General features: G+C 51.3%; 24 protein-coding genes and 1 other RNA gene. 13 read left to right on the top strand and 12 right to left on the bottom strand.

Translation table 11 applies throughout. The annotated features are described in order from the left end of the window. Window positions 1-15 precede the first annotated feature (15 nt). From dolP to ACF8OF_RS10325, 4 genes are all read right to left on the bottom strand, one after another. Window positions 16-588, bottom strand: coding sequence for a division/outer membrane stress-associated lipid-binding lipoprotein (gene dolP, locus ACF8OF_RS10340; protein WP_279797822.1), 573 nt, complete (start codon window positions 586-588; stop codon window positions 16-18). Window positions 589-597: 9 nt separating this feature from the next. Continuing rightward, complete coding sequence (gene diaA, locus ACF8OF_RS10335) at window positions 598-1,188, bottom strand: DnaA initiator-associating protein DiaA (protein ID WP_025151814.1); 591 nt, start codon at window positions 1,186-1,188, stop codon at window positions 598-600. Window positions 1,189-1,222: 34 nt separating this feature from the next. Further along, on the bottom strand, window positions 1,223-1,585 hold the full coding sequence (locus ACF8OF_RS10330) for a YraN family protein (RefSeq protein WP_262860994.1): 363 nt from the start codon (window positions 1,583-1,585) through the stop codon (window positions 1,223-1,225). A 72-nt stretch (window positions 1,586-1,657) separates the two neighbouring features. After that, window positions 1,658-3,439, bottom strand: coding sequence for a penicillin-binding protein activator (locus ACF8OF_RS10325; RefSeq protein WP_392496530.1), 1,782 nt, complete (start codon window positions 3,437-3,439; stop codon window positions 1,658-1,660). A gap of 60 nt (window positions 3,440-3,499) precedes the next feature. Here ACF8OF_RS10325 and rsmI point away from each other — a divergent pair, with 60 nt between their 5' ends. Then, window positions 3,500-4,372, top strand: coding sequence for a 16S rRNA (cytidine(1402)-2'-O)-methyltransferase (gene rsmI / locus ACF8OF_RS10320; RefSeq protein ID WP_262860992.1), 873 nt, complete (start codon window positions 3,500-3,502; stop codon window positions 4,370-4,372). A gap of 76 nt (window positions 4,373-4,448) precedes the next feature. Next, window positions 4,449-4,820, top strand: an RNA gene (gene rnpB / locus ACF8OF_RS10315) — RNase P RNA component class A. A gap of 50 nt (window positions 4,821-4,870) precedes the next feature. Here rnpB and ACF8OF_RS10310 read toward each other — a convergent pair. Then, window positions 4,871-5,569, bottom strand: a complete 699-nt coding sequence (locus tag ACF8OF_RS10310) for a pirin family protein (RefSeq protein ID WP_262862488.1) — start codon at window positions 5,567-5,569, stop codon at window positions 4,871-4,873. Between the two features lie 106 nt (window positions 5,570-5,675). Between ACF8OF_RS10310 and ACF8OF_RS10305 the strand changes: the two genes are divergently transcribed. Together ACF8OF_RS10305 and ACF8OF_RS10300 are read left to right on the top strand one after the other, a co-directional pair. Continuing rightward, complete coding sequence (locus tag ACF8OF_RS10305) at window positions 5,676-6,572, top strand: LysR family transcriptional regulator (RefSeq protein WP_262882038.1); 897 nt, start codon at window positions 5,676-5,678, stop codon at window positions 6,570-6,572. A gap of 215 nt (window positions 6,573-6,787) precedes the next feature. Next, the gene (locus ACF8OF_RS10300; protein ID WP_262860990.1) at window positions 6,788-7,543 is read left to right on the top strand and encodes a glycosyltransferase family 25 protein; all 756 of its coding nucleotides are present in this window, start codon (window positions 6,788-6,790) and stop codon (window positions 7,541-7,543) included. 40 nt (window positions 7,544-7,583) lie between these two features. On the opposite strand, the gene ACF8OF_RS10295 is transcribed toward ACF8OF_RS10300, so the two are convergent. From ACF8OF_RS10295 to ACF8OF_RS10270, 6 genes are all read right to left on the bottom strand, one after another. Further along, entirely contained in the window at window positions 7,584-7,970 is a 387-nt protein-coding gene (locus tag ACF8OF_RS10295; RefSeq protein ID WP_045138543.1) for a DoxX family protein, read from the bottom strand. Window positions 7,971-8,156: 186 nt separating this feature from the next. Then, window positions 8,157-8,459, bottom strand: coding sequence for a YqjK-like family protein (locus ACF8OF_RS10290; RefSeq protein ID WP_262860989.1), 303 nt, complete (start codon window positions 8,457-8,459; stop codon window positions 8,157-8,159). Then, window positions 8,452-8,865 carry a phage holin family protein gene (locus ACF8OF_RS10285; protein WP_262860988.1) on the bottom strand — a complete coding sequence of 138 codons (414 nt, stop codon included), beginning with the start codon at window positions 8,863-8,865 and terminating at the stop codon, window positions 8,452-8,454. Before ACF8OF_RS10285 ends, ACF8OF_RS10290 begins: the two co-directional genes overlap by 8 nt. Window positions 8,866-8,868: 3 nt before the next feature. Continuing rightward, window positions 8,869-9,171 (bottom strand): YqjD family protein, encoded by a 303-nt coding sequence (locus tag ACF8OF_RS10280; protein WP_262860987.1) that lies wholly within the window; start codon window positions 9,169-9,171, stop codon window positions 8,869-8,871. Window positions 9,172-9,388: 217 nt separating this feature from the next. After that, window positions 9,389-10,069: a DedA family protein gene (locus ACF8OF_RS10275; RefSeq protein WP_279797839.1), complete on the bottom strand. Its 681-nt coding sequence runs from the start codon at window positions 10,067-10,069 to the stop codon at window positions 9,389-9,391. A gap of 263 nt (window positions 10,070-10,332) precedes the next feature. Next, complete coding sequence (locus ACF8OF_RS10270; RefSeq protein ID WP_392496528.1) at window positions 10,333-11,283, bottom strand: VirK/YbjX family protein; 951 nt, start codon at window positions 11,281-11,283, stop codon at window positions 10,333-10,335. Between the two features lie 750 nt (window positions 11,284-12,033). Between ACF8OF_RS10270 and ACF8OF_RS10265 the strand changes: the two genes are divergently transcribed. Next, window positions 12,034-13,743, top strand: a complete 1,710-nt coding sequence (locus ACF8OF_RS10265; RefSeq protein WP_392496527.1) for a pyridoxal phosphate-dependent decarboxylase family protein — start codon at window positions 12,034-12,036, stop codon at window positions 13,741-13,743. 374 nt (window positions 13,744-14,117) lie between these two features. Continuing rightward, complete coding sequence (locus ACF8OF_RS10260) at window positions 14,118-15,434, top strand: sodium-dependent transporter (protein WP_262861700.1); 1,317 nt, start codon at window positions 14,118-14,120, stop codon at window positions 15,432-15,434. Window positions 15,435-15,652: 218 nt separating this feature from the next. Here the strand turns inward: ACF8OF_RS10260 and ACF8OF_RS10255 are convergent, their stop codons facing one another. Continuing rightward, on the bottom strand, window positions 15,653-18,385 hold the full coding sequence (locus ACF8OF_RS10255) for an autotransporter outer membrane beta-barrel domain-containing protein (protein WP_392496526.1): 2,733 nt from the start codon (window positions 18,383-18,385) through the stop codon (window positions 15,653-15,655). Between the two features lie 931 nt (window positions 18,386-19,316). Between ACF8OF_RS10255 and hybO the strand changes: the two genes are divergently transcribed. The 7 genes from hybO to hypA are packed head-to-tail and all read left to right on the top strand — an operon-like array spanning window position 19,317 to window position 25,619. Next, window positions 19,317-20,450, top strand: coding sequence for a hydrogenase 2 small subunit (hybO, locus tag ACF8OF_RS10250; protein ID WP_392496525.1), 1,134 nt, complete (start codon window positions 19,317-19,319; stop codon window positions 20,448-20,450). Window positions 20,451-20,452: 2 nt separating this feature from the next. Beyond that, window positions 20,453-21,436 (top strand): hydrogenase 2 operon protein HybA, encoded by a 984-nt coding sequence (gene hybA, locus ACF8OF_RS10245; RefSeq protein ID WP_262882027.1) that lies wholly within the window; start codon window positions 20,453-20,455, stop codon window positions 21,434-21,436. Beyond that, window positions 21,426-22,607 carry a Ni/Fe-hydrogenase cytochrome b subunit gene (gene hybB, locus ACF8OF_RS10240; protein WP_392496522.1) on the top strand — a complete coding sequence of 394 codons (1,182 nt, stop codon included), beginning with the start codon at window positions 21,426-21,428 and terminating at the stop codon, window positions 22,605-22,607. The genes hybA and hybB overlap by 11 nt, the downstream gene beginning before the upstream one ends. Then, on the top strand, window positions 22,604-24,307 hold the full coding sequence (gene hybC, locus ACF8OF_RS10235) for a hydrogenase 2 large subunit (RefSeq protein ID WP_392496520.1): 1,704 nt from the start codon (window positions 22,604-22,606) through the stop codon (window positions 24,305-24,307). The genes hybB and hybC overlap by 4 nt, the downstream gene beginning before the upstream one ends. Next, complete coding sequence (locus ACF8OF_RS10230; protein WP_349465989.1) at window positions 24,307-24,801, top strand: HyaD/HybD family hydrogenase maturation endopeptidase; 495 nt, start codon at window positions 24,307-24,309, stop codon at window positions 24,799-24,801. The genes hybC and ACF8OF_RS10230 overlap by 1 nt, the downstream gene beginning before the upstream one ends. Beyond that, a complete protein-coding gene (gene hybE, locus ACF8OF_RS10225) occupies window positions 24,794-25,285 on the top strand; it encodes a hydrogenase-2 assembly chaperone (RefSeq protein ID WP_392496519.1) in 492 nt (163 codons plus the stop codon). Before ACF8OF_RS10230 ends, hybE begins: the two co-directional genes overlap by 8 nt. Beyond that, a complete protein-coding gene (gene hypA, locus ACF8OF_RS10220) occupies window positions 25,278-25,619 on the top strand; it encodes a hydrogenase maturation nickel metallochaperone HypA (protein WP_392496518.1) in 342 nt (113 codons plus the stop codon). Before hybE ends, hypA begins: the two co-directional genes overlap by 8 nt. Window position 25,620: the final 1 nt, after the last annotated feature.

The raw sequence follows: 25,620 nt of genomic DNA, 5'->3' as shown, positions 1-25,620 counted from the left end.
TGAAAGCGGACGGAATTAATTCAGCCAGGTAAAGGCGGTGGTGACTTTTTTCGCGCCATCCGTTTCACTGGCCACTTTTGCAGCCGCTGCCCCTTCCTGACGGGTAACCACCCCTAACAGGAAAATCTCACCGTTTTCAGTGATCACTTTGATATTGGCGGATTTTACCGCATCACTGGTCAGCAGTTTGGAGCGGACTTTTGTTGTGATCCAGGCATCTTTGGAGGCGGTCCCCAAATCAATCGGCTCTCCCTGACGAACTTCGTTATACACCAGTTCGGTGCCGTCCACCTTGGCGGCAATCTCTTTTGCACGCCGGGCGAGGGAGAGATCGTTTGCCTGACCAATCAGCAGAACTTTCCCCTGATAAGCCACCGGAATAATCCTCTGCTGTTTGATATCTTTATCTTTATTGAGCTGGCCGCTGACACGGGCTTCCAGTGTGCCGTCATCGACCTGTGTGCCGACAGAACGGGGATCTGTGGCGGCTTTGGTCGCCACAGCTGCCGATCCGACAAGTGCTGCGCCGATACATCCCTGTAACAGTAACGCGCTGCAGATTAATGCTGCCACGGGCACAATTCTCATAATATCTCCTTAGTCTTCCTGGTGGGGGAAAAGGGTATTGTCGATTAAATCACATAAACAATTCACCGTCAGCATATGCACTTCCTGTATGCGGACACTGTGCTGTGAAGGTACGCGGATTTCCGCATCACGCGGACCCAGCAGACCCGCCAGTTCCCCGCCATCGTAACCGGTCAGGGCGACGATCGTCATATCACGGGTCACCGCTGCCTCAACCGCTTTGATGATATTGCGGCTGTTACCGTGTGTGGATATTGCCAGCAGCACATCACCGGTCTGACCGATGGCACGGACCTGCTTGGCATAAATTTCATCCTGCTGCCGGTTGGCGGCGATCGCGGTCATCACCACGTTATCCGTATTCAGAGCCAGTGCGGGCAGGCTCGGGCGTTCGGTTTCAAACCGGTGGATCATACTGGTGGCGAAGCGTGATGCTGTCGCCGCTGATCCCCCGTTCCCGCAGCAGAGGATTTTATTGCCGTTGAGCAGCGACTGAACCATCATCAGGGCGGCCCGGGAAATAGCATCCGGCAGAGCTTCTGCCGCTGCAATCTGCGTCTGAATACTTTCAGTAAAACACTGTTTAATTCTGTCTAACACGTATAAGTCCTGCTATCAGCAACGGATGGCGTCATTAACAAAAATCGGCGTGACCAAAGGCATTTTTCAGCCAGTCAATATGGTCACCGGTTATCGCGCAAATGTCAAAACGGCAGTTACAGGTCAGCATACTCAGCTGTTGCTGAGATAACCAGCAGGAAGCGGCATAAAGTAAGCGGCGCTGCTTGGTTTTTGTGACACTGGCGGCTGCTCCGCCATAGTGCGCATTGCGGCGGTAGCGGACCTCGGTAAACACCCAGGTGCCGTTGTCCCGCATAATCAAATCAATTTCGCCCCGGCGGAAACGGACATTCTGTGCAACAAATGTCAGTCCCTGCCGTTCCAGCCAGCGCCGGGCAAATTGTTCATGACGACGTCCTGTCAGCAATGTAAGCATAAATACGGTCCCTGTATATCGGTAATATCCTGTATGCCGGTAATATAAAGGTGACATCCTGTCACCTCGTTATCATTCAGACAACGACGAGTTTACGGCATCCAGCGGGGTAAGATTACCCTGCTTAAAGACCAGCCACGGCAGATGACGGTAAACGGTGCAGTTATCAGTGACAGTGATATCTCCGCTGGCACCATTCATGCGCAGAGTATGGCGCTGCATATCACCGAACTGATTCGCCAGGCGCCATGCATCCATACCCATTGCATAGAGGCGGACACGGGTATAGTCGTTGCCGAATTTCCCGGCAGCCTGATTCAGTAACTGCGGGTTACCACCTGCAATCAGCGGGATATCCGTCAGTTTCAGCCCTTCCATCTCAAATTGAAAATCTTTACCGGTTCCGGCTTTATTGCTGCGGGAGCTGGCATAAAACGCCGGGCGTCCGCGCGCGCTGGTGGCAAATTCCAGTGCCGGTTTGATGTAAATCAGCTGATCAGAGGTGGCGATAATATAGACGGAGTCCACACCGCCGCTGACAGGCTGCGGCTGTACCACCGTGCCTTCCGGCTGTACCATTGTGCCTTCCGGCTGCGGTACCGCGGATGAGGACGGCTGCACCGGGACACCGGTCAGTGAAAGTGAGCTGCCCGGATTGCCGGAGAAGGTCTGGTGCAGTACCACACCACCGCCGTTTTTCTGCCACTCATCGGCAAAGCTTTGTGCGATCCGGCGACCAAAGCTGTTATCCGGTGTCAGTACCAGCGGCGCGGTTTTATTATCCTGAAGGATAAACTGCGCCGCGTTGCGGGCTTCATCTTCCGGTGAGAGCGAAAAATAGCAGACATTAGGACGGGCGATTGGTGTATCTAATTCATTGAGCGCCAGAATGTTCAGCGGGGTGTTTGCTGCTGCCAGTGTGGCAACATCCCCTTTGAGCAACGGCCCGACGATCAGATCCATGCCGTCAGCCTGTGCCTGTGCCAGCAGGGTTGCCAGCGGCTGGCTGTCGGTATCATAGATTTTTACATCGGTCACCGTGCGGGACTCACCGCTGTACGGCAGTGCCTGCGGGGCAGACACCGGGCTGGCCGCTGTTGCGCCGTCTGCGGTGCTGTCGTTGGACGGTGCGCCGTTTGCGTCATCCGGGGTGGTGATGTCTTTATCCGGGTCCGCCGGGCTGAGTGTGGTCTGCGCCGGTACCGGCTCTGCAGCCGGCATATCAGCAGCACGGTAACCGGTACTGTATACCGCCCCGTTTTGTGCATCGGTAAAGCCCTGACGGATAGCATCACCCATCAGTTTCGCCTGACCGCTCAGCGGCAGGAACAGGGCGACACGGGCATTGTTACCGGTCTGACCGTAGGTGTTGCTCAGTATCTGGATAAGATCCTGCGGCAGGGATTTGGCGGCCGGGTTATCCGGGTAGCGGATTTGCCAGTCACCGAGTGCGGCGGAAAGCGCTTTCAGATCCTGCTGGTTGTTCTGATACAGAAAAAGCAGGTCAACCCAGCCCTGTAATGCACTTTCATCCGCGTTAACCTGAATGTTATTGCGCTCATCGGGAGTAAAACGTGTTAGCATCAGCCAGGTTTCATCAATATTCTGCTGATGTGCATCCGGATCAGAAAGCAGCGGCTCTTGCGCGATATAGGCACGGATGGCATCAACGGACGGTTTTCCGGTCGCTGCATCAATAACCTTCTGATATTGCTGAACCAATGTTTCCGGCTGGCCTTTGCCGGTAGTACCCGCATGCTGATTATCGGGTGTACACCCTGAGATAACCAGTGTGGAAAAGAGTGCGGTACAAAGTAATTGCCTGCGGTAACGCGATAAAGTTAAGGAAAACATACTGTACCCGGTTATAGTTTTCTGAAAGCTCAATTCTAATGTGATCATCTGGACGAAACAATGAATCAACCTAATCAAGCCGTGGTTGCGGCAGCGACACTTTATGTTGTGCCGACACCGATCGGTAATCTGAAGGACATCACGGCACGCGCGCTTGAAGTGCTCACGAATGTCGATCTGATTGCAGCGGAAGATACCCGGCATACCGGCTTATTACTTTCTCACTTCGGTATTAATAACCGCTTGTTTGCGCTGCATGATCATAATGAACAGTATAAAGCAGATCAATTAATTACCAAATTACAGTCCGGGAGCAGTATCGCATTAGTGTCCGATGCAGGTACACCTTTAATTAACGATCCCGGTTACCATCTGGTCCGCCGCGCCCGTGATGCAGGGCTTACCGTGATCCCGCTGCCCGGTGCCTGTGCGGCTGTCACCGCGCTGAGTGCCGCCGGTCTGCCGTCTGATCGATTTTGTTACGAAGGGTTTCTGCCCGCCAAAACCAAAAGCCGTCAGGACACGCTGCGGGCACTGGCCGATGAACCGCGCACGCTGATTTTTTATGAATCAACCCACCGTATTCTGGACACACTGGCTGATATGGTCACTGTCTGGGGGGAAGACCGCTATGTGGTACTGGCGCGGGAGCTGACCAAAACCTGGGAGTCGATTCAGGGAAAACCGGTCGGGGAACTGCTGGCCTGGGTTCTGGAAGACGAAAACCGCCGCAAAGGGGAGATGGTGCTGATTGCGGAAGGGGCGAAACCGGTTCAGGATGAGGAATTCAGCCCGGAAATTTTGCGTGCGCTGGCGATTGTGCAGAAAGAACTGCCGCCGAAAAAAGCGGCTGCCGTGGTGGCAGAGCTGTACGGTGTGAAGAAAAATGCCCTTTACCGTTACACCCTGGAGGGGAATTCCGCTGCGGAGTGATGCATTTCCCGCCATCCGCTCTTTCGTCGCGGAGTTATTCTGTACATCAGCGGGAAAGCTGCTTATAATCCGCAGCGGAGTCAGCCAGGCAATCGCTGCTTTATCGTTGTCCCTTCGGGAGACGGGTAAAGGGGAGGAAAGTCCGGGCTCCGCAGGGCAGGGTGCCAGATAACGTCTGGGAGGCGCGAGCCTACGACCAGTGCAACAGAGAGCAAACCGCCGATGGCCCGCAAGGGCACAGGTAAGGGTGAAAGGGTGCGGTAAGAGCGCACCGCGCGGCTGGTAACAGTCCGTGGCACGGTAAACTCCACCCGGAGCAAGGCCAAATAGGGGTTCACATGGTGCGGCCCGCACTGAACCCGGGTAGGCTGCTTGAGCCAGTGCGTGAGTGCTGGCCCAGAGGAATGATTGTCCACGACAGAACCCGGCTTAACGGCTGACTCCTCACTATCACAACCCCGCGTCTGACGCGGGGTTGTTTCATTTCAGGGCCGTGTATCAGGTAAGAATATCAATCAGCAATGCCCGGCAGGGCGTTTTCGCCTGAAAGATCACTTCCCGGCTGTCCTGTATAAACGCACCGTCACCACACTCAATTATCCCCTGTTTTTGCCCGTCATCCGCCGTCACGGTGCCGTGAACTGACTGATAAAATGCCCGTTTGCCGTACAGCGGCAGTGTCAGGGATTCACCGGCAGGGAGCAGAATATGGGAAATCCGCACACCCTGCTGTAAATCAAGACTGCCGTTTTCACCGTCCGGTGAGGCAATCAGTTGTACCGGTTGCTGTGTCAGCATCAGTTTTTGCGAACTGCCGCGCAGGCTGCCGCGTGCGGCTTTCAGCCAGATCTGAATCCGGGTCAGCGGGGACGCCTGACAGGGATTGGTTTCGGTGTAACTGGTATCCTTGCGCGGTGAGAAAAACAGACACTCATCCTGTCTGCTCTCCAGATACAGCCCGTCATTATCACGAATATCGTGCTTCCCTCTGAGGATCAGGTTTACAATATCCACATCGGGATAGGATTTTGGCTGGAAACCGGCTCCGGGTGCCAGTACCTCCTGATTCAGTGCTTTCAGCGGACCGTACCCCATAAATCCGGGGTCAAAATAGTGTCCGAAAGAGAAGGCATATTTTGCCTGTAACCAGCCATAGTCGGCGGACCCGGCCTGTCCGGCGGTTCTGTGTATAATCATAATGGTCTGCCTGTTATTCAACATAGTGAAATAATAAAGGGCTGGACGCTGAATTGTTAGCCAGTTAATCTGGTGGCGACATTCAAAATTTCTGACTGAGATAATGATGAGTAAAGACAAAGCGTTAACGCTGGAATCATTGCGCGTGATGGATGCCATCGACCGCCGGGGAAGTTTTGCGGCGGCGGCAGAAGAACTGGGGCGTGTACCATCTGCCCTGAGCTATACCATGCAGAAACTGGAAGAAGAGCTGGATGTTGTTCTGTTTGACCGCTCGGGTCACCGGACAAAATTCACCAATGTCGGGCGGATGCTGCTGGAACGCGGCCGCCTGCTGCTGGAGGCAGCGGATAAACTGACCAGTGATGCGGAAGCCCTGGCAAGAGGCTGGGAGCCGCATCTGACCATTGTCTGTGAGGCGTTGATCCCGGCAGCCTCGCTGTTCCCGCTGGTGGACAAACTGGCACAGAAATCCACCACTCAGCTGACCCTGGCGACCGAAGTGCTTGCCGGGGCCTGGGAGCGGCTGGAAACCGGGCGCGCCGATATCGTGATTGCGCCGGATATGCATTTCCGCACCTCCTCTGAAATCAACTCCCGCCCGCTCTATTCCGTGGTGAATGTGTACGTGGCGGCACCGGATCACCCTATCCATAAAGAGCCGGAGCCGTTATCCGATACCACCCGGGTGAAATACCGGGGAATTGCGGTGGCGGATACTGCCCGTGAACGGCCGGTGCTGACGGTGTTACTGCTGGACAAACAACAGCGTCTGACGGTCAGTTCTATTGATGATAAACGCCGGGCTCTGCTTGCCGGGCTGGGGGTGGCGAGTATGCCGTACCCGCTGGTGGAAAAAGATATTCAGGAAGGTCGCCTGAAAGTGATCGGTTCCGAATACAGCCACGAAACCAATGTGATTATGGCGTGGCGCCGTGACAGCATGGGTGAGGCTAAAGCATGGTGTCTGCGGGAAATTCCGAAATTGTTCAGCGGAAAATAAATTGTTATATGACTGAACCGCATCAGTATGCCCGCCCTGTTATGCAGGGCGGGCATTTTTTTGCGTGCCGGCGGTCTGTTGCGGCATCTTCCCGGAAATGCGTTCATCAATAATAAGAACAACAGCAATTGACGATAACTATTTATCCGTTAGCCTTTACCGGATACCAGTGGTCATAGCAGAAATATTTCATCAATGAATGTGCAGGGGGCAGTGTGGATCTGAAGCGGTTTATGTCGGATGCGGATTTTGCATTTGATCATGATTTTTTTGAGAAGGTTATTTATATCAATCTTACATCACGACCGGATCGCAAATTCGATATTCTGGAAGCACTGGCAAATATTGAAATTCCGCACCATAAAATTGTCTGTTTTGAGGCGATCGCGAAAAGTCCGGGGTTTCTGGGATGTGCGCTTTCTCATGCCGCAGTGATGAAGATGATTATCGACAATGACTGGGGGCCGGTATTGGTCGTCGAGGATGATAACAATTTTTATGATGATGATGAGCATATCCGGCAGGCGAATGTTTTTTTATCGGCTTTGCGGGAAAAAGACTGGGATGTCGCGTTACTGGGCGGAAATTATTATAATGCCTATGAGCATGAACCGGAGTGGTATTCACTGAAACTGAAATATTCACATTGTACAAATGCCTATATTGTGAACCGGGGTTATGCAGAGACACTGTATCAGGCCTTTAGTGAGTCTGTTTGCCGGATTACTGCAGGCGATGAACCGAATGAATCGCACAGTATTGATGTTGTCTGGAACGAGCTGATGGATAAAGATAACTGGTATGGCTTATACCCGTGTATTGCCTATCAGGAAGCCGGATTTTCGGATATTCGTATGGCAACACTGAATTATGAATATTTGTTTAATAAACCGTTATCCGATCTGACATTCTTTACCCGCGATGGTCATATAAAAAAAACAGAAACATCCGCCGGCACGGATGTTTCATAATATTATTATTATATTGCTGTGTGGCTTTACCTGAATGTGATTACCATTTCTTTTTCAGTAAATAATCGATACTGAATTTACCCGGTCCGGTTACCGCCAGCAGTAAATAACCGCCTGCAATGGTAAAGTTTTTCATAAACATTAACTGGTTGGCACCTTCCGCAAAATTGCTGTGGAACAGCAGGGCGGTCAGCACAGTAAAAGCAAAGGTGAAAATCGCGGTTGTGCGGGTTAAGAAACCAAACAGGATGGCCAGCCCGCCGCCCAGTTCAAGCAGAATAGTTAACGGCAGTAATGCCCCCGGAACACCCATTGCCTGCATATATTGCTGAGTACCTGCATAAGCATCCCCTAATTTGCCGTATCCGGCCACAATAAATAAGACAGGCATCATGATACGGGCGACTAAAATAGCGTAGTTGTTCATTGTGAGATCCTTATTAGCTCAACAATACTGAATAGTAAATATGAGGACTGTGTCACATATTATTTTGTTTAAATGGCACGATGTGCCAATCCGTTTCGTTGGGATAATAGTAAGTGCGAATGAGAAGGATTGTTAGCAAGAATTCTTAATAAACAAATTCAAAAATTTTGAATGCGGGGGAATATATCAGTGCTGTTTATTGCGGGGTAAACTGTTCTGTAGTGTGCGGAAGACACCCCACAGTCCCAGGGCGCGTTGCCCCCAGCGGACGAGTTTTTTCGGGTGGCGGACAGCAAAGACGGAAAACAGGCTGACACCCGCCACAACCAGCGGACGCAGTTGTGATAATGTTTGCCAGGTGCGATCGAATGGCTCGGTTTTTTTCAGCCACTGATCCGTGGCCTGTGACAGATCGCTGCGCTGGGCAGCGATCGTGTCAATCAGTGCCTGTTTTTTGCGGGCGCGTTCAGCACGCTGATGCTTATTCATGATCCGGCTCCTGCTTTTTTCTTTCCAGAAGTTGCCGGTCGATAGCCAGCTGTTCGCGGGTCGCGCCCAGTAAGGATGAACGGCGGGCTTTACGGACGGCACACAGGGCAAAAATCAGCGCCCCGCCGAGAAGAACCGATGTCATGATAATCATTGCGGTCAGGCGGTAGACAGGATCGACCGCCCACATAACCAGAATCATCAGGCTCATCAGCCCGAATGCCGTCAGCAACAGAGCGGCACCGGCCAGTAAAATCAGCTGGATCAGGCTGGATTTCTCTTCTTCCAGCTCCGTGGCGACAAGCCGGAGCCGGGTCTCAGCCATGCTGATCACAATGGTGGCGATACGTGTCAGTGTATCAAGGAGCCCTTTGCCGGGCCCCTGCGGACGCTCCTGATCGGTCATAACTCAGCGGCGGGCCAGTAAAACGCCTAACACCACACCGACAGCGGCACCGATACCGACACCGGTCCACGGATTTTCGCGGACATAATTATCGGCCTTGCCGGCGATCTCTTTTGTCTGCTGCACAACCTGCTCTTTTCCTTCCGCCAGGCGGGTACGGGATTTTTCCAGTGCGGCCTGTGCTTTTTTCTTCAGCGAATCCACTTCTTCCTTGGATTTGCTTTCTGCCGTACTCAGCACAGATTCCAGGGTGTCAGCCAATGATTTCAGTTCAGCGCGTAACTCTTCATTTGTATGATGTGACATAGGAACTCCTCGTGGTGGTTATACCGTAGCAGATTCAAAATAACCGCTTTTTATCTGCAATTAAAGGTAAATTATAGTTTATTTTCCGGCATCGTTCTGCACATTACGGGGGATACCGGGATAATTCAGACGAAATGACGCTGAAATGGCGGACGGGGAGATAATGTATCCCGGCCGGCTGCTGTAATTGCACCGGCCGGAAAAATAGTCTGTTGATTTACTGTGCGTGCGTATCGTCAGACGGCTTTGTCCGCCTGCGTTTCCACACCACCCACAGGCTGGCGATCAGACCAAAGACCAGCAGCACCACCGGGATCAGCATGAGGATATTCATCAGATGATGCTCATACTTGCGGAAAATCGGGCTGATACCGAGGCCGTAACCGAGGGTGGTTAAAATGCCGACCCACAGGAAGCCGCTCAGCCAGTTGAAAAACTGAAAACGGCGTGAATTCAGACCGGCGATCCCGGCCAGCATCGGCAGCAGGGTACGGATAAACGCCAGGAAACGACCGACTAACAGTGCCGCCAGGCCGTGACGGTGGAATAAATTGTGTGCCCGCTGATGGTAATGCGGGGGCAGATGAGACAGCCAGCCTTTCACAATCCGGGTATTACTGAGCCAGCGCCCCTGTAAATAGCCTACCCAGCAACCGAGACTGGCACCGGCGGTGAGAACTATCAGGGTTGTCGGGAAATCGAGCGTATCTTTGGCGATCAGAACACCGACAAGAATCAGCAGGCTGTCGCCGGGTAAAAATGCAGCGGGAAGCAGGCCGTTTTCCAGGAAGAGAATGGCAAACAGCATAATGTAAATCGCCCACAACAGGGACGGATTTGACAGGGTTTCATAGTCCTGATGCCAGAGGGCAAAAAAAAGTTGCTGCATTGTTTCCATCAATTATTCCCGGATCTGAAGTAAACTTATTTTATGTTATGGGGCATTTCTGCGGATATGGCCGGAACCCCTGATATATACGCTGGTAAATCCGGCCACTTTAGCAAATTAGGCGTAGCGGAGACAGTGAATTTTTCCCGCCGCCCTGAAACAATATTAAGATTAAATTCAGCCTTTTGCAGATTATATTTTACGGAAAATCAATACGTTCTGTAATGAAATGTCAATTACCGGTCAAACCTGCTGTAAATGAAGGATTTTTCTTAAATAACGTTATGTTGAACAGCTGTTTTATTTTCCGCCGGCGGCAGTTGCAGGCGTTCACACACGGCCTGTGCCACATTATCCAGTAACTGATAACGGCGGCGGTATTCGGCACGTTTTTTACTGGCTATTTCCTCCGCCGGTTTACGCGGCAGGGTCAGCGGAAGTATATATTCCTGCTGCGGGTTGGCGGTGCCCCCGACAGATTCCCAGAAAGTATTATAATCGGCCACCCATTGTGTCAGTTTTTTATGGCGGTAACGGCGGCTGCGGTAAATATGCGTTTCATTACTGGACGCAATAATCTGCCGGCACTGAAACAGTGAAGCGATAAGGCAGATGACTTCCGTGAGAATACGTTTGGGAAATACACCGTGGCAGTTTTTGGTCGCCGCGCGGATAGCATGGTGCGCCTGTTCGCTGACCCCGCCCTGGAGTGCGCCGATAAACAGCGTCCGTTTTTCGTTCAGATTCAGCAGCGTGAAGGCACTGCGGGCCAGAATCTCTCCGGCATCATCCCGCATCTCCAGCGTCAGTTCACCCTCTTTGTTAAACGCATCCTGCACATCCAGCCAGAGGTGGCAAAGACCCTCTTTCCCCTCAACCGGGCAGAGATAAAAACGCTCGTTACTGTAGATTTGGTTGAATACTTCCGGCGGCAGAACGGCTTTGGTGATCCGGTAATGGTCACAGATAGCCGCAGACTTATTTTTCCGGTGAAAATTAATACTCAGATACGGACGCTGTAATTTGGTCGGCAGCAGCGGCTGCTTTTTCAGGATCGCATCACAGCAGGCGGTATCTGTCAGACCGGACAGGTATTTCATGGTAGACAGCGGCATAAACAGGCTGCGGGCCGCAAATTTAAAGCGGTTACGGGCGGAATCCCAGTGTATACCGGGGCAAAATTCTTTGGTAATGAGTTGTTTGAACAGCTGGAGGCCGGACATAGTAGTGCCTTTGATAAATGAAATTATTACACAATGAAACAATTCATCCATTTTAACGGCAGAATAAAGATAAAAATTAAAGAAAGCTTATTACCGGACCCGGGCTTAGCGAATTATAAGGATTTCAGGGAAAAAACCAGTGGTTACAAAACCACAACAACCGGCGTAATAATAGCCGGTTAATTATATAAAAATAATATTTTCATTTAAAATCAATTTGTTAATTATGTATTTCATGCCACGGACAGAAAATCGTTTATCAGCATTCATTAGCTATATTCAGGGTATTTTTATTATCCGGCAGTATTTTATCTGGCGGGAGAAGTGAATAGCGACGGAAAACGGAAAAAGAAGCAAAATAACCGTGATTTTTCAGCAGAAGAAAAATCACGGCAGAAAACAAATGATAAGAAAAATTAAATAATACATCACCAGTCATTGAGGCGGGGTTGTTAATATTTTGTTTTTATTGGTATTTTGCAGAATAAAAAACCAGTAAATGGTTTGTTATGTAAATTTAAAATCTTATTTTTTATTATTTTATGGATTATAAATTTGTGATCTCTTCGTCATTTCTCAAAAAAATTTAATCGCTAAAAAGGTGGGGTATTTTATCTATTTAATTGATTTTATTTTATTTATTTTTATTTAATCACTGTGATTTATAGTTAGGCTATCATTTAAAATGCAATGAATTTGGCGCAAAGTAATGACATTACCTTAGTGTAATTTATTATTTTGGAGCTCATTGTGAATCAGTCAGAACTTATCACGCTCGCGTCCGCGAATGCGTTAAATAAAGATTTCGACGTTAAGTATCAAAATGTCATCAGTGATTTTTTCAGCCGGGATCCCGGCAAATGGCCGATTTTTAATCATCCGCAAATTCGGGCAATTACACAATTCCGTCAGACCACTGACGCGGATGTGCAGCAGATCAACCGCTATCCGCAGGGGAAAGCGCTGTTTGCTCAGCTGGCGGGTGAGTCACATGTCCGTCAGAACGTGCTCCGCCCGGGAGAAGGGCAGGATGATTTACTGGTGTTTGCCTCCGCGCTGTGCAAAAACTGGGAAAACCCGCTGGCCGTGGAAAACGTGATTGCCATGCCGTCAGACCCGGCCGTTTACGGCTCCATGCTGGGATTACTGGGTAATCCGAACATGGTGTACTGCGAGTACTCCGGCGTGGCGGATAACATGGAAAAAACCGTTATCCGTAAAGTGGCTAATCTGATTGGCTATGATGCAGATAAAGCGTCCGGTCTGTTCACCCAGGGCGGAACCATGTGCAACCTGTACGGTTATCTGTTCGGGATCCGTAAATCGCTGAAGCAGTCAAAACACCTAGGAATGTCGGTTGATCAGGATTTCCGTATCATCAACTCACAGGGCGGTCACTACTCCAATATGACTAACCTGTCCCTGTTAGGTGTGGATATCACCAATAAAACAATCCGTATCCGGGTCACGTCAGATAACACCATCGACCTGGCGGATCTGGAACAGCAAATCCGTGCCTGCTATACCGTCCACTGTAAGATTCCGGTCATTTTACTGACCGCAGGAACAACCGATACCTTTGGTGTGGATGAGATCAAACAGGTTTATGATCTGCGCAACCGTCTGTGTGAAGAATTTGAAATGACCGAAAAACCGCATATTCACGTGGATGCGGCGGTCGGCTGGCCGATTATTTTCTTTATTGATTATGATTTTAATACCAACCCGCTGGCGATTAACGACGCCACCCTGGCTGGTCTGCGTCACAATGTGGCGAAATTTAAACAGCTGAAATATGCGGATTCCATCACTATCGACTTTCATAAATGGGGTTATGTGCCGTATACCTCCAGTCTGGTGATGGTGCGTGACGGTGATGATTTTAAAGCACTGGAAAATGACCCGGAGAACTTCACCTATTTTGAGCATGCGCTGGAAGGGCAGACTCACCTGCAATCCACCATTGAGTGCAGCCGCAGCGGTGTCGGCGTGTTCGGCGCGTATGCCGGATTGCATTACCTGGGTACTGAAGGCTATCAGACCATCATTGCGCACTGTCTGCAAAATGCGAACTATATGCGCAATCAGCTGTTATCGCTGGGGAATGCTTGTGTGATGGCACCGGAAAATCAGGGGCCGAGTGTCGGTTTCCGTCTCTATTCACCGAAACTGGTCAATGATCCGCAGGCAATGTTTATGCATGAGCTGACCTGTGCCGGAGATAGAACGGCCTATGACATGATGGTGCGCAACAGTCGCTGGCACCGTGAACTGTTCCTGAAACGCGGCAAAGCGGGACTGTTTACCAACTGGGTGGATTCTATCGCCTGCTCGGCTTATGCGGAGCATAACCGGTTTGCCTATATTCCGGGGGAAAAAGCGGTCTTTATGAATCCGGTGACGCAGCGTCATCACATCGACGCGTTTACTGAAATGCTGAAAACCATGAGCGCAGAATAAAAAAGGGTGTTTTTTTCTTTTCTGTTTATGGTATAACAGAAAAAGAGCATCACGGCAGTGTCATATAACGGCACTGTCTGTGAAGCAAAATTAACGATTTTCAGAGAAGAGTAAACCGATGAACTGCATGATCAACCGTCAGCTAAGCCTAAACCTACTATTCAGTTAGGTGGCTTCGTTTATCTGTTTTTCTTCATAAGCCACCAGCAAGGTGGCTTTTTTGTGCGTGTAAACCTGCTGGTGGAACTGTTTTTTTTAGGGAGAGTTCCTATGATGTCAGGTTTTACCGCAAGGATTATTATCAGCGCAGCTTCACGATCGGTCTGTTGTTCTGCCGCCGCTTCTGTCTCTCAGATGACACCGCAGGAGGCCGTATGAGTCAGCAATGGACATCCCGTTTTGGTCATATTTTAGCCGCTGCCGGGTCGGCCATCGGCATCGGTGCTATCTGGAAATTTTCGTATGTTGCCGCCAATAACGGCGGTGGTGCCTTCCTGGTGGTTTTCCTCTTATTCAGTTTTGTTATCGGTCTTGCGGTATTACTGGCTGAAAATATCCTCGGCAGCAGCACCCGCAGCGAAGCCGTCAACGCCTTCAAAAAAATGATGGGACGCCACTGGGCGTGGATCGGGGTGATCGGTGTATTCAGCTCGTGGTGTATTTACAGTTTCTACAGCGTGGTCGGCGGCTGGACTATCGGTTACACCGTGATGGCCGCCGCCGGTGAGCTGAACATTACCGACAGCAGTCAGCTGACCGGCATTTTCACCCGCTTTATCAGTAACCCGTGGTGGCCGGTGATCGCCCACCTGGTATTTGCCGGCATGACCTGCTTTGTGGTGCTGGCCGGGGTGCAGCGCGGGCTGGAAAAATCCGTGAAAGTGATGATGCCGTTACTGTTTATTATTATGATCGTGCTGATTATCGTCGGGATAAGCTTACCCGGCTCATCCGCCGGACTGAAACTGTTCCTGTACCCGGATTTCAGCAAACTGACCGGCAAAGGCGTACTGGATGCACTGGGGCTGGCCTTCTTCTCTCTTTCTATCGGGCTGGGGATCCACATTACATACAGCGCGTATTTGTCTGATAACAAAAGCATTGCCAACTCCAGCATGTGGGTGGTGATCCTCTCCTGCATGGTGTGTGTGCTGGCCGGACTGATGATTTTCCCTGCATTATCAGCAGCAGGTCTGGAGGCGAATGCCGGTCCGGGTCTGACCTTTATGACCATGCCGGTGTATTTTGCCCATCTGCCGGGCGGTTCTGTGCTGGCGGTGACATTTTTTGTCTTGTTGCTGATGGCGGCACTGACATCCGCAATCTCACTGCTGGAACACATTGTGGCGTATGTTCAGACGCGTTTTCAGTGGACACGCCGCAGAGCTGGTCTGGTGGTGACAGCATCGATTATGCTGATGGGGATCCCGGTATCATTATCTTTCGGGCCGTTAAGTGATGTGACCTTAGGCGGGAAAACAATTTTTGATGTTCTTGATTATCTGACATCCAATATCCTGATGCCGCTGTTCGGTATTGCTGTCTGCCTGATTTTCGGCTGGTCACGTAAAGCGAATGCGCTGATCCCGGAAAATATCACCGGACTGAAGCGTCAGAGTTTATTACTGGTCTGGCGTTATGTGGGACCGATCTGTATCGGCGTGATTCTGGTACACGGTCTGATCAGTTAATAACAGACAAAAAAACGGCCTGCATGTTCGCAGGCCGTCAGGCCGTTGACAAACCCGAAGGGGTTGGCGACGACCGACAGAGGTTGTAAAAATAAACCAGGAAAATCAATTTATTGATTTTCGGCTGATAACACAAAGCGGGAAAAACCCCGTTTTATCCTGCTTTGTCAGCAATCTCACGGCCTGCATGTTCGCAGGCCGTTTTGCTTTACGGACAATCAGAACCGGTAGTTCACACCCAGGAAACCGCTGTACGGCGTTTCCTGTTTACTGCCGTTGGCGTAGTTGAATTCGCCGTAGACAGCCCAGTTATCATTCAGTTTTGCATCAACACCAATGCCGTATTTCCCGGTGGTGCCGGACATATCATTGGTTCGCTTCCCTTGTTTATTCAGTTCCACATCGCCGTTTTTCAGGAACTCATGGTTCACGGCCACGCGGATATACGGTTTGATTTGTGTGCCGTTTTCCAGCACAAAATTTTTCCCGAAGGTGGCACCCAGCTCACCGCTGAACGAGCGGGCGGCATCGGCTTTGATACTCATCTCATTACTGTAGCGGTAATCCGCGCCCTGGCCGCGGAAGGCGGCAACCATGGCATACGGTTCGATAAAGTAATTCTCTTTTTCGAAGTACTTACCGGTTTCAACAGAGAAGCCGATACCGTTGGTGTTACTGTTGGCAGAGGTTTTGCCGTCATTAAACTGCGCATCATAATCACTGCGGAAATGGTTGGCTTTCACCACACCGTCCACATAGATACCGGATTTATGCTGCCAGGTGGTGTAAACGCCGAGGCTGTAACTGTTAATGGTACCGTCGTTTTTATCCATCTTCAGAGAGGAGTGAGAATACCCGGCAACAACGCCGCTCCAGAGATAGCCGTTTTCCAGCTCCGTCATTTTGTCACCACCGGCGACAATCCCGCTGATGTCATGACGGTAGGCGACTTCATTATTACTGATGTTGTGGCGTCCGCCGGTGACTTTCGACCAGACACCGAGATTCACCTGCGGGTTATTGCGCAGCTCACCGAGACGGGCGCGCAGTGTGCTCAGTTCGCTCCGCCAGATTTGCGGCAGGGCGTTGGCAATCATCATTGCGGTTTTACTTGGCTCAGAGAGATCCGGTCGTTCAGGTTCCGGATCCACAGGGTCAACCGGATCCACAGGATCAACCGGCGGAGTCTCTTTGGTAGGTGACAGATACCATTCATCCGATGAATCTTTATCCTGCACCAGATAATATTTATACGCCCCGAGATCCACACTCTTGTTGGTCATAGTAAACGTATCGTTCTGACTGCCGGCGGCGTGGATCAGATGATAGCGATCCGGGTCGGAGGTGTTACTGACCAGCGCTTTACCGGAATCCATCACACGGACACCAAACTTACCGTCTGTTTTATCCGAGACACTAAGGAAATCCCCGCTGCCGTCCGCGAGGCTGGTATTCATCACAAACAGGCCGTTACCGGAGAGTTCTTTGATGTTGAGCTGACTGTTGCGCCCGGTATTGCTGCTGCCCGGTTCACCAAAGACGGCGACACCATTGTTCACCAGGTTATCGACAGTGACAACGGATTCACCGGTATCACCGTTATGGCGGATATAGAGATACGCATTATTACCGGTCAGATTCACATTCTGAGCATACGATCCTTTGCCGAAGTTGCTGAGCCACGGATGCTGATCCCCGCCTTCCATCACCAGAGAGCCGTCTTCCACATCCAGGTTATAGAAGGCGTAAGCACCGTAATCGAGGATGGTTTGTCCGCCGTTGCGGATAGTGGTACCTTCTGTGCCGCCGTAAGCCAGAACATGCTGGATCCCGCCGTCAACCAGGGTAGTGGCCGCTTCCGCATATTTGCCGACAAGCTGAAGGCCGCCTTTATAAATCGTGGTATCGGAGGCTTTGCCGTTCAGTCCGACATTCTGAACACCGCCTGCCATGACTTGTGTATGAATAGCCGTCGGATCATTACCCCATTTTGCATCAGGATCACTGTTCTCAACCCATTGGCCGTCTTTCCAGTCACCGTCATGGTTTGTCACCAGCTGCTGACCGTATATCACGGTATCCTCAACCGTCCCGGAGCGCACCCGCTGTGTGCCGCCTGCATAAATCGTGGTGTTTTTGGCACCGGTACGGTCATTAACATAAACCGACTGATAGCCGCCGTCATAGATATAGTTATTCAGTGCCAGCCCGGACACCGCGTGATAGCTTCCTGCGCCGGTAATATAGTTATTGGTGGCTGTACCACTATCCTGTGTATAGGTACCGCCATTCTGAATAAGGGTACTCCGGGTGTCTGCATCCGGATTACTGACAGGAATGTACAGCTCGCCGCCGTCAATCAGATTATTTTCAGCATAGGCGTTATAGCCGACAGTCAGCTTACCGTCTTTATTTACACGGGTATTATAAGCCGATACCCGCTGTTTGGTGTCAGATGCGGTGCGTAACTCCATCACACCGAAGGCATCCACGGTGGTGTTGTAAGATGTGGTGCCGTTATACATTTGCAGGTTAGCGACATGGCCCGCATCAATCCCTTTCAGGGTAATACCGATAACGCTGCTGTTATCAAAAGGGGTTGCTCTGAATGAATCGCCCAGGTGGGTCGTTGAGTGCCCGAGGGTCGTGCCGATCAGGTGGGTATCATCCTGAAATCTGACATTCGGTTTTTTTGCTGCAGAGTAATTGAGATCTATTCCGGTCAGGTATTTATAACCTTTTACCGTAAATCCTTTGCCTGCACTGACATCCGCCTGCACATCAGCATCCGCATTGCTATAGCTGCCGCTATTTTTAATACTATCAATACGTTTGGATTCATCACTGAAGGAAAATTCAGGAATTGGTTCAGGTATCACAGCATAACCGGCAGAGGCGTACGACATCCCCATTGCGGAAAGTATCAGAAAGGAAAGTTTATTCATTTTCATTTTTTTGCCCGTGGTGGTTTTTTAAAAACACGTGAAAATTTGTGTTATTTAATTAATAACTAAAAGAAAAATATTTTTTTTCGGGGGCGTAAAGAGAGTAATAAGATCCTAGGATTTTAGTTAAGATCAGTCAATGCAGGGAATTTAGGGAAATTTAATAATGTCTGTAATGCTGATTTTTTGCACAAAAAAGATCAGAAAGTATGAAAGTAAAATGATTATTTCAGGTGATGATCACTATTAAAATGAATAATAAACAGAATATAAATAATCAGCTAAGTATAAACAGATAATAATATTATAATAATAAACATCTTGTTGCTTTTTTATGGTGACATTATCTGTATTTACACTTATTTGTGGTGTTAATATCTGATTTGCTCAATTTAATGCAGATCGTAAGAATAATGAAAAATTCAACATTAATTGATTTAAATCAAAAACAACCAAAGGCCATATTGTATTAATTGATATTCACCGGTAAATGAATCAGATGTAATTTATTTAATTTGTTATTTATTTGTGCTTAACCGATTAAATTATACCGAATGAGAATGTATTTCATTTTTATTTTAAACAGCCGCAGTTGTCCGAAATGTATTATTTCACCGGGTTCAGTTAATTCTGAAAACACCCCAGGTTGCATCTGATGAACCGGTGAAATGCATCCGGTAAATGCTGTCTTTTTTCCTGTCGGTAGTGAAAAATTCCGCCATTCTCATTGCGGGTCGCCGGTACGTTATATTTTAAATTGATATGTATTAATAAAACCGATAAATAGATTAAATGTTAAAAATAGAAAAAATTCTCATTATCTGTAAAATAATATTTCTGATTTTATTTTTTTGTTTATTGATTATGTTCCGTGTCTCAGTAATTTAATAATAAGCGGATTATATTAATATTAAATTAACACAACGGAATAGAGAGAATGATCGAAGATAATACCTTTATTACTTCGGATATCACTTCTGAGGGTATTGACCGGCGATGCTTTCTGAAACTCTGTGCGGCCTTAGCGGCTACCATGGGTCTCAGTGCAAATGCATCTGCCGAAATCGCGGCGTCCGTCAGCCGTAAGGATTGTCCCCCCGTCATCTGGATATCTGCACAGGAGTGTACCGGTTGCACTGAGTCCCTGCTCCGGGCGACGCACCCGACCATCGAAAATCTCATCCTTGATATGATTTCGCTGGAGTACCACGAGGTACTCTCAGCGGCATTCGGTCATCAGGCGGAAGCCAACAAGCACAATGCGATTGAGAAATACAAAGGTAAATATGTGCTGGTGGTGGACGGCTCTGTACCGCTGAAGGATGACGGTATTTACTGCATGATTGCCGGTGAGCCGATTGCCGATCATATCCGCCGTGCGGCGGAGGGGGCTGCCGCGATTATTGCCATCGGCTCCTGTGCCGCCTGGGGCGGGGTGGCTGCCGCCGGTGATAACCCGACCGGCGCGGCATCACTGGAAGCGGTTCTGCCCGGCAAAACGGTGATTAATATTCCGGGCTGCCCGCCTAACCCGCATAACTTTCTGGCAACGGTTGCTCACATCATCACTTACGGCAAAGCCCCGGGGCTGGATGATAAAAACCGGCCGCTGTTTGCTTATGGGCGTCTGATCCACGAACACTGCGAGCGCCGCGCTCACTTTGACGCCGGACGTTTTGCAAAAGCGTTCGGCGACCACGGTCACCGCGAAGGCTGGTGCCTCTATCACCTCGGCTGCAAAGGACCTGAAACGCACGGTAACTGCTCCACACTGCAGTTCTGTGATGTCGGCGGCGTGTGGCCGGTGGCTATCGGGCATCCGTGTTACGGCTGTAATGAGGCCGGTGTCGGCTTTCATAAAGGCATTCATCAGCTTGCGGGCGTACAGAACCAGACACCGCGTTCTGAAAAACCGGATGTGGAACTGAAAGAGGGCGGTTCGGTATCGGGCGGCGCTATCGGGCTGCTCGGCAGTGTCGTCGGGCTGGTGGCGGGTGTCAGTGTGATGGCTGTCCGTGAGCTGGGCCGCCAGCAGAAGAAAAACCGGAACGGCGATCCGCGGGGAGAGTAACTGTGAACAGGCGTGACTTTATTAAAGTGGCTTCCGGCGGGGCATTACTGTTAGGTAATACATCCGTGAGCCACGCGGCGGCGGAGAACCGCCCGCCGATCCCCGGTGCATTGGGCATGCTGTATGACTCCACCCTGTGTGTCGGTTGTCAGGCGTGTGTGACCAAATGTCAGGATATCAATTTCCCCGGCCGTAATCCCGACGGGGCGCAGACGTGGTCCAACAATGACAAGCTGTCGCCGTACACCAATAACATTATCCAGGTATGGACGAGCGGCAGCGGCGAACACAAAGATCAGGAAAAAGACGGTTATGCCTACATCAAGAAACAATGTATGCATTGTGTTGATCCGAACTGTGTCTCCGTCTGCCCGGTCGGTGCGCTGAAAAAGCATCCGGTCACCGGCATTGTGCATTACGACAAAGATATCTGCACCGGCTGCCGCTACTGCATGGTCGGCTGTCCGTATGATATACCGAAATACGATTACGATAACCCGTTCGGGGCGATCAGCAAATGCGAACTGTGCAACCAGAAAGGCGTTGAACTGCTGGATAAAGGCGGTTTACCCGGCTGTGTGGATGTCTGCCCGACCGGCGCTATCATCTTCGGTTCCCGCGAAGATCTGATGAGTGAAGCGAAAAAACGCCTCGGGCTGACAGCCGGAGAGGAATACGCCTATCCGCGCCAGACCCTGAAAACCGGCGACAACTACAACCATCCCGTGCCTTCCTATTACCCGCATCTGTACGGCGAAAAAGAGGGCGGCGGAACGCAGGTGATGGTACTGACCGGCGTGCCGTATCAGAATCTGCAACTGCCTGAACTGGCCGAACTCTCCACCGGTGCCCGCTCCGAAAACATCCAGCATACCCTGTACAAAGGGATGATCCTGCCGCTGGCGGTACTGGCCGGGCTGACTGTGCTGGTGCGCCGCAACAGCAAAAATGATACTCACGACGGAGGTGATGATCATGAGTCATGATCCCAAACCCCTCGGCGGAAAATTATTCAGTAAGCCGATCATCATTTTCGGGCCGCTTGTTATCCTCTGTGTGCTGCTTATCGTCAAACGTCTGGTCTTCGGGCTGGGGTCAGTCTCTGATCTGAACGGTGGCTATCCGTGGGGGATCTGGATTGCCTTTGACCTGCTGATCGGCACCGGTTTTGCCTGCGGCGGCTGGGCGCTGGCGTGGGCGGTGTATGTCTTTAACAAAGGGGAATATCACCCGCTGGTGCGTCCGGCACTGCTGGCAAGCCTGCTGGGGTATTCGCTGGGCGGGTTATCCATCACCATTGACCTTGGTCGCTACTGGAATATGCCGAACTTCTTTATTCCGGGCATTTTCAACGTCAACTCCGTTCTGCTGGAAACCGCGGTCTGTATGACGATTTATATCGGCGTGATGGCGCTGGAACTGGCCCCGGCATTCTGTGAGCGTATGGGCTGGAAAATCTCCCTGAAGCGGCTGAACAAAATCATGTTTTTTGTGATAGCGCTCGGCGCGTTGTTACCGGCTATGCACCAATCCTCGATGGGATCACTGATGATTGCGGCAGGCCACAAGGTCTATCCGCTGTGGCAGAGTTATGAAATGCTGCCGCTGTTCTCTCTGCTTACCGCCTTTATTATGGGATTCTCCATCGTGGTCTTTGAGGGCTCGCTGGTGCAGAGCGGCCTGAAAGGCAACGGCCCCGATGAAAAACGGCTGTTCGGCAAGCTGGCACTGACGGTCAGTGTGCTGATGGCGTTGTTTCTGGTGCTGCGCTTCGGGGAACTGATCTATCGCGGCAAGCTCGGGCTGGCTTTCGCCGGGGATTATTACGCCGTCCTGTTCTGGTGTGAAATCCTGCTGATGGTGTTTGCACTGGCAGTCTTCAGTATCCCGGCGTTCCGCCACGATTCCCGTCTGCTCTATACCGGTGCGGTGAGTATGCTGCTCGGCTGTGCGGCCTGGCGTCTCGCCTATTCATTGCTGGCGTTTGATCCCGGCAATGGCTATCACTACTTTCCGTCAGCAGAAGAACTGTTAATTTCCATTGGTTTCGTGGCTGTTGAGATCTGCGCTTACCTTTTCCTGATCCGCCTGTTACCGATACTCCCTGCAGTAAAAAAACCAGCAGCTCCCCCTTATCATGAGGCAAGCAAGTCATGAGCCAGAGAATTACGATTGATCCGGTTACCCGTATCGAAGGACATTTACGCATCGACTGTGAAATTGATGATGGTGTGGTCACCAAAGCCTGGGCGTCAGGCACCATGTGGCGCGGAATGGAAAAAATTGTCAAAGGTAAGGACCCGCGCGATGCGTGGATGATCCTCCAGCGTATCTGCGGTGTGTGTACCACCACACATGCCCTGGCCTCGGTGCGTGCGGTGGAAAACGCCCTGAATCTGGATGTGCCGGTGAATGCGCAGTATATCCGCAATATTATTCTGGCGGCGCACACCACCCATGACCATATCGTCCACTTTTATCAGCTTTCCGCGCTGGACTGGGTGGATATCACTTCCGCACTGAAAGCCGATCCGGCAAAAGCCTCTGCCATGCTGAACGGCGTGTCTGACTGGCCGCTCAACAGCACGCAGGAATTCGTCAGAGTGCAGGATAAAATCAAAGCCCTGGTGGAGAGCGGACAGCTGGGCATTTTTGCCAACGGCTACTGGGGACACCCGGCGATGCAGTTGCCGCCGGAAGTGAACCTGATTGCGGTCGCGCACTATTTACAGGCGCTGGAATGCCAGCGCGATGCTAACCGCATTGTGGCGCTGCTGGGCGGCAAAACGCCGCATATCCAAAACCTGGCGGTCGGCGGGGTGGCAAACCCGATTAATCTCGATGGTATCGGTGTGCTGAACCTGGAACGCCTGATGTATATCAAATCATTTATCGACAAGCTGAATGATTTCGTTGAGCAGGTTTATAAAATTGATACTGCGGTTATTGCTGCATTTTACCCGCAGTGGTTTGAAACCGGGCAGGGCGCGGTGAACTACCTGAGCACGCCGGAATTCCCGACCGACGGCAAAAACGGCAGTTTCCTGTTTCCCGGCGGCTACATTGAAAACGCTGACTTAGCGACCTTCCGCCCGATTAATTCCCAGACGGATGCTTTCCTGCTGGAAGGGATTCAGGAAAGCTCGCCGCACTCCTGGTATCAGGATGAAGCGCCGCAGAAACCGTGGGAAGGCACAACCGAGCCGAAATACACCGGCTGGGACCCGGACGGTAAATACTCGTGGGTGAAATCGCCGACCCTGTACGGCAAAACCGTGGAGGTCGGGCCGCTGGCGAATATGTTCTGCAAACTGGCGGCGAAACACCCCGGTACAGAAGAGAAACTGAATGAAATTATTGCGGTTTATCAGACCCTGACCGGCAACACGCTGGAGGTGAAACAGCTGCACTCGACACTCGGGCGGATTATCGGCCGTACGGTGCACTGCTGTGAATTACAGGCGGTGTTGCAGAACCAGTATGCCGCGCTGATCGCTAATATCGGCACCGGCGATCACATCACCTATGTGAAGCCGGAATTCCCGGCCACCGGCGTGATAAAAGGCGTGGGTTTCCTGGAAGCACCGCGCGGCATGTTATCGCACTGGGTGGTGATCAAAGACGGTGTGATTGAGAACTATCAGGCAGTGGTGCCGTCCACCTGGAACTGCGGGCCGCGCAATCACGACAATGTGGCGGGGCCGTATGAACAGTCGCTGGTCGGGCTGAAAATTGCCGATCCGGAAAAACCGCTGGAAGTGGTGCGTACTATCCACTCATTCGACCCGTGCATGGCATGTGCGGTTCACATTGTTGATGTTGATGGCCGTGAAACGGTATCAGTGAAGGTGCTGTGATGCGGATTCTGGTATTAGGTGTCGGTAATATTCTGCTGACCGATGAAGCCATCGGCGTACATATCGCGGAAGCACTGACGGAACGTTATATCCTGCCGGATTATGTGGACGTGATGGACGGCGGCACGGCGGGGATGGAATTGCTTGACAGCATGGCCGGGCGGGATCATCTGATTATCACCGATGCCATAGTGACGGCGAAAAGTGCCCCGGGCACCATCCGCATTCTGCGGGATGAGGAAGTACCGGCGCTGTTTACCAACAAAATCTCCCCGCACCAGCTGGGGCTATCCGATGTCTTGTCCGCACTGCGTTTTACCGGGGAGTTCCCGGCTAAACTGACGCTGGTGGGCGTGGTTCCGGCCTCGCTGGAGCCGGATATCGGTCTGACCCCGCAATTGCAGGCTGCTGTTGAACCGGCACTGCAGCAGGTGCTGGCGGTACTGCGGGAATCGGGCGTTGAGGCGGTGAAGAAGGAGACGGCAGATGTCTGAGGATATTCAGGGCTTTATACACAGCCCGGCAACGCAGATCCGCGAAGCTTTTGAAAAGATAGCGGCAGAGACTATGCACGATCTCACCTTCCTGCACCCGTCAATGCCGGTTTATGTCACGGAACTGACACTGTTTGAAGGGCAGTGGACGGGGTGTGTGATCACGCCGTGGATGTTCAGTGCCGTGATTTTTCCGGGGCCGGATCAACTTTGGCCGCCGCGCAAAGTCAGTGAAAAAATCGGCCTGCGGCTGCCGTACGGCACCATAACATTCACGGTCGGTGAGCTGGAAGGGGTATCTCAGTATCTGGCGTGTTCGCTGCTGTCCCCGCTGCCGCATACACTGTCCCCGCAGGAAGGAATGAGGCTGGCAGATGACAGTGCGCGTATGCTGCTCTCACTGCCGGTCACCGATCCGGATGTCCCGGTGATGGCCGGACGCAGAGCGCTGTTTACCGGTAAACCGGTGCCCCGGCATGCATGAGTTATCCCTGTGCATGAGCGCGGCGGACATTATCCGCGAGCAGGCTGAACAGCACGGTATTGCGCGGGTAACGGATGTCTGGCTGGAAGTCGGCGCACTGGCGGATGTGGAAGAGAGTGCGCTGCACTTCTGTTTTGATATCGCCTGCCGTGATACCGTGGCGCAGGGCTGCACACTGCATGTTGATGTTATCCCGGCACAGGCGTGGTGCTGGGATTGCAGCCGTGAGGCCGAAATTATGCAGCACGCCGGATGCTGCCCGTACTGCGGCAGTGAACGGCTGCGCATCAGTGACGGTGATGATTTGCGGGTAAAAAGCCTGGAAGGTGAGTGAG

The organism is Morganella sp. TYF_1, from assembly GCF_043105645.1.
Taxonomy (GTDB): domain Bacteria; phylum Pseudomonadota; class Gammaproteobacteria; order Enterobacterales; family Enterobacteriaceae; genus Morganella; species Morganella morganii_B.
This window is presented reverse-complemented; position numbering and strand designations above follow the sequence as displayed.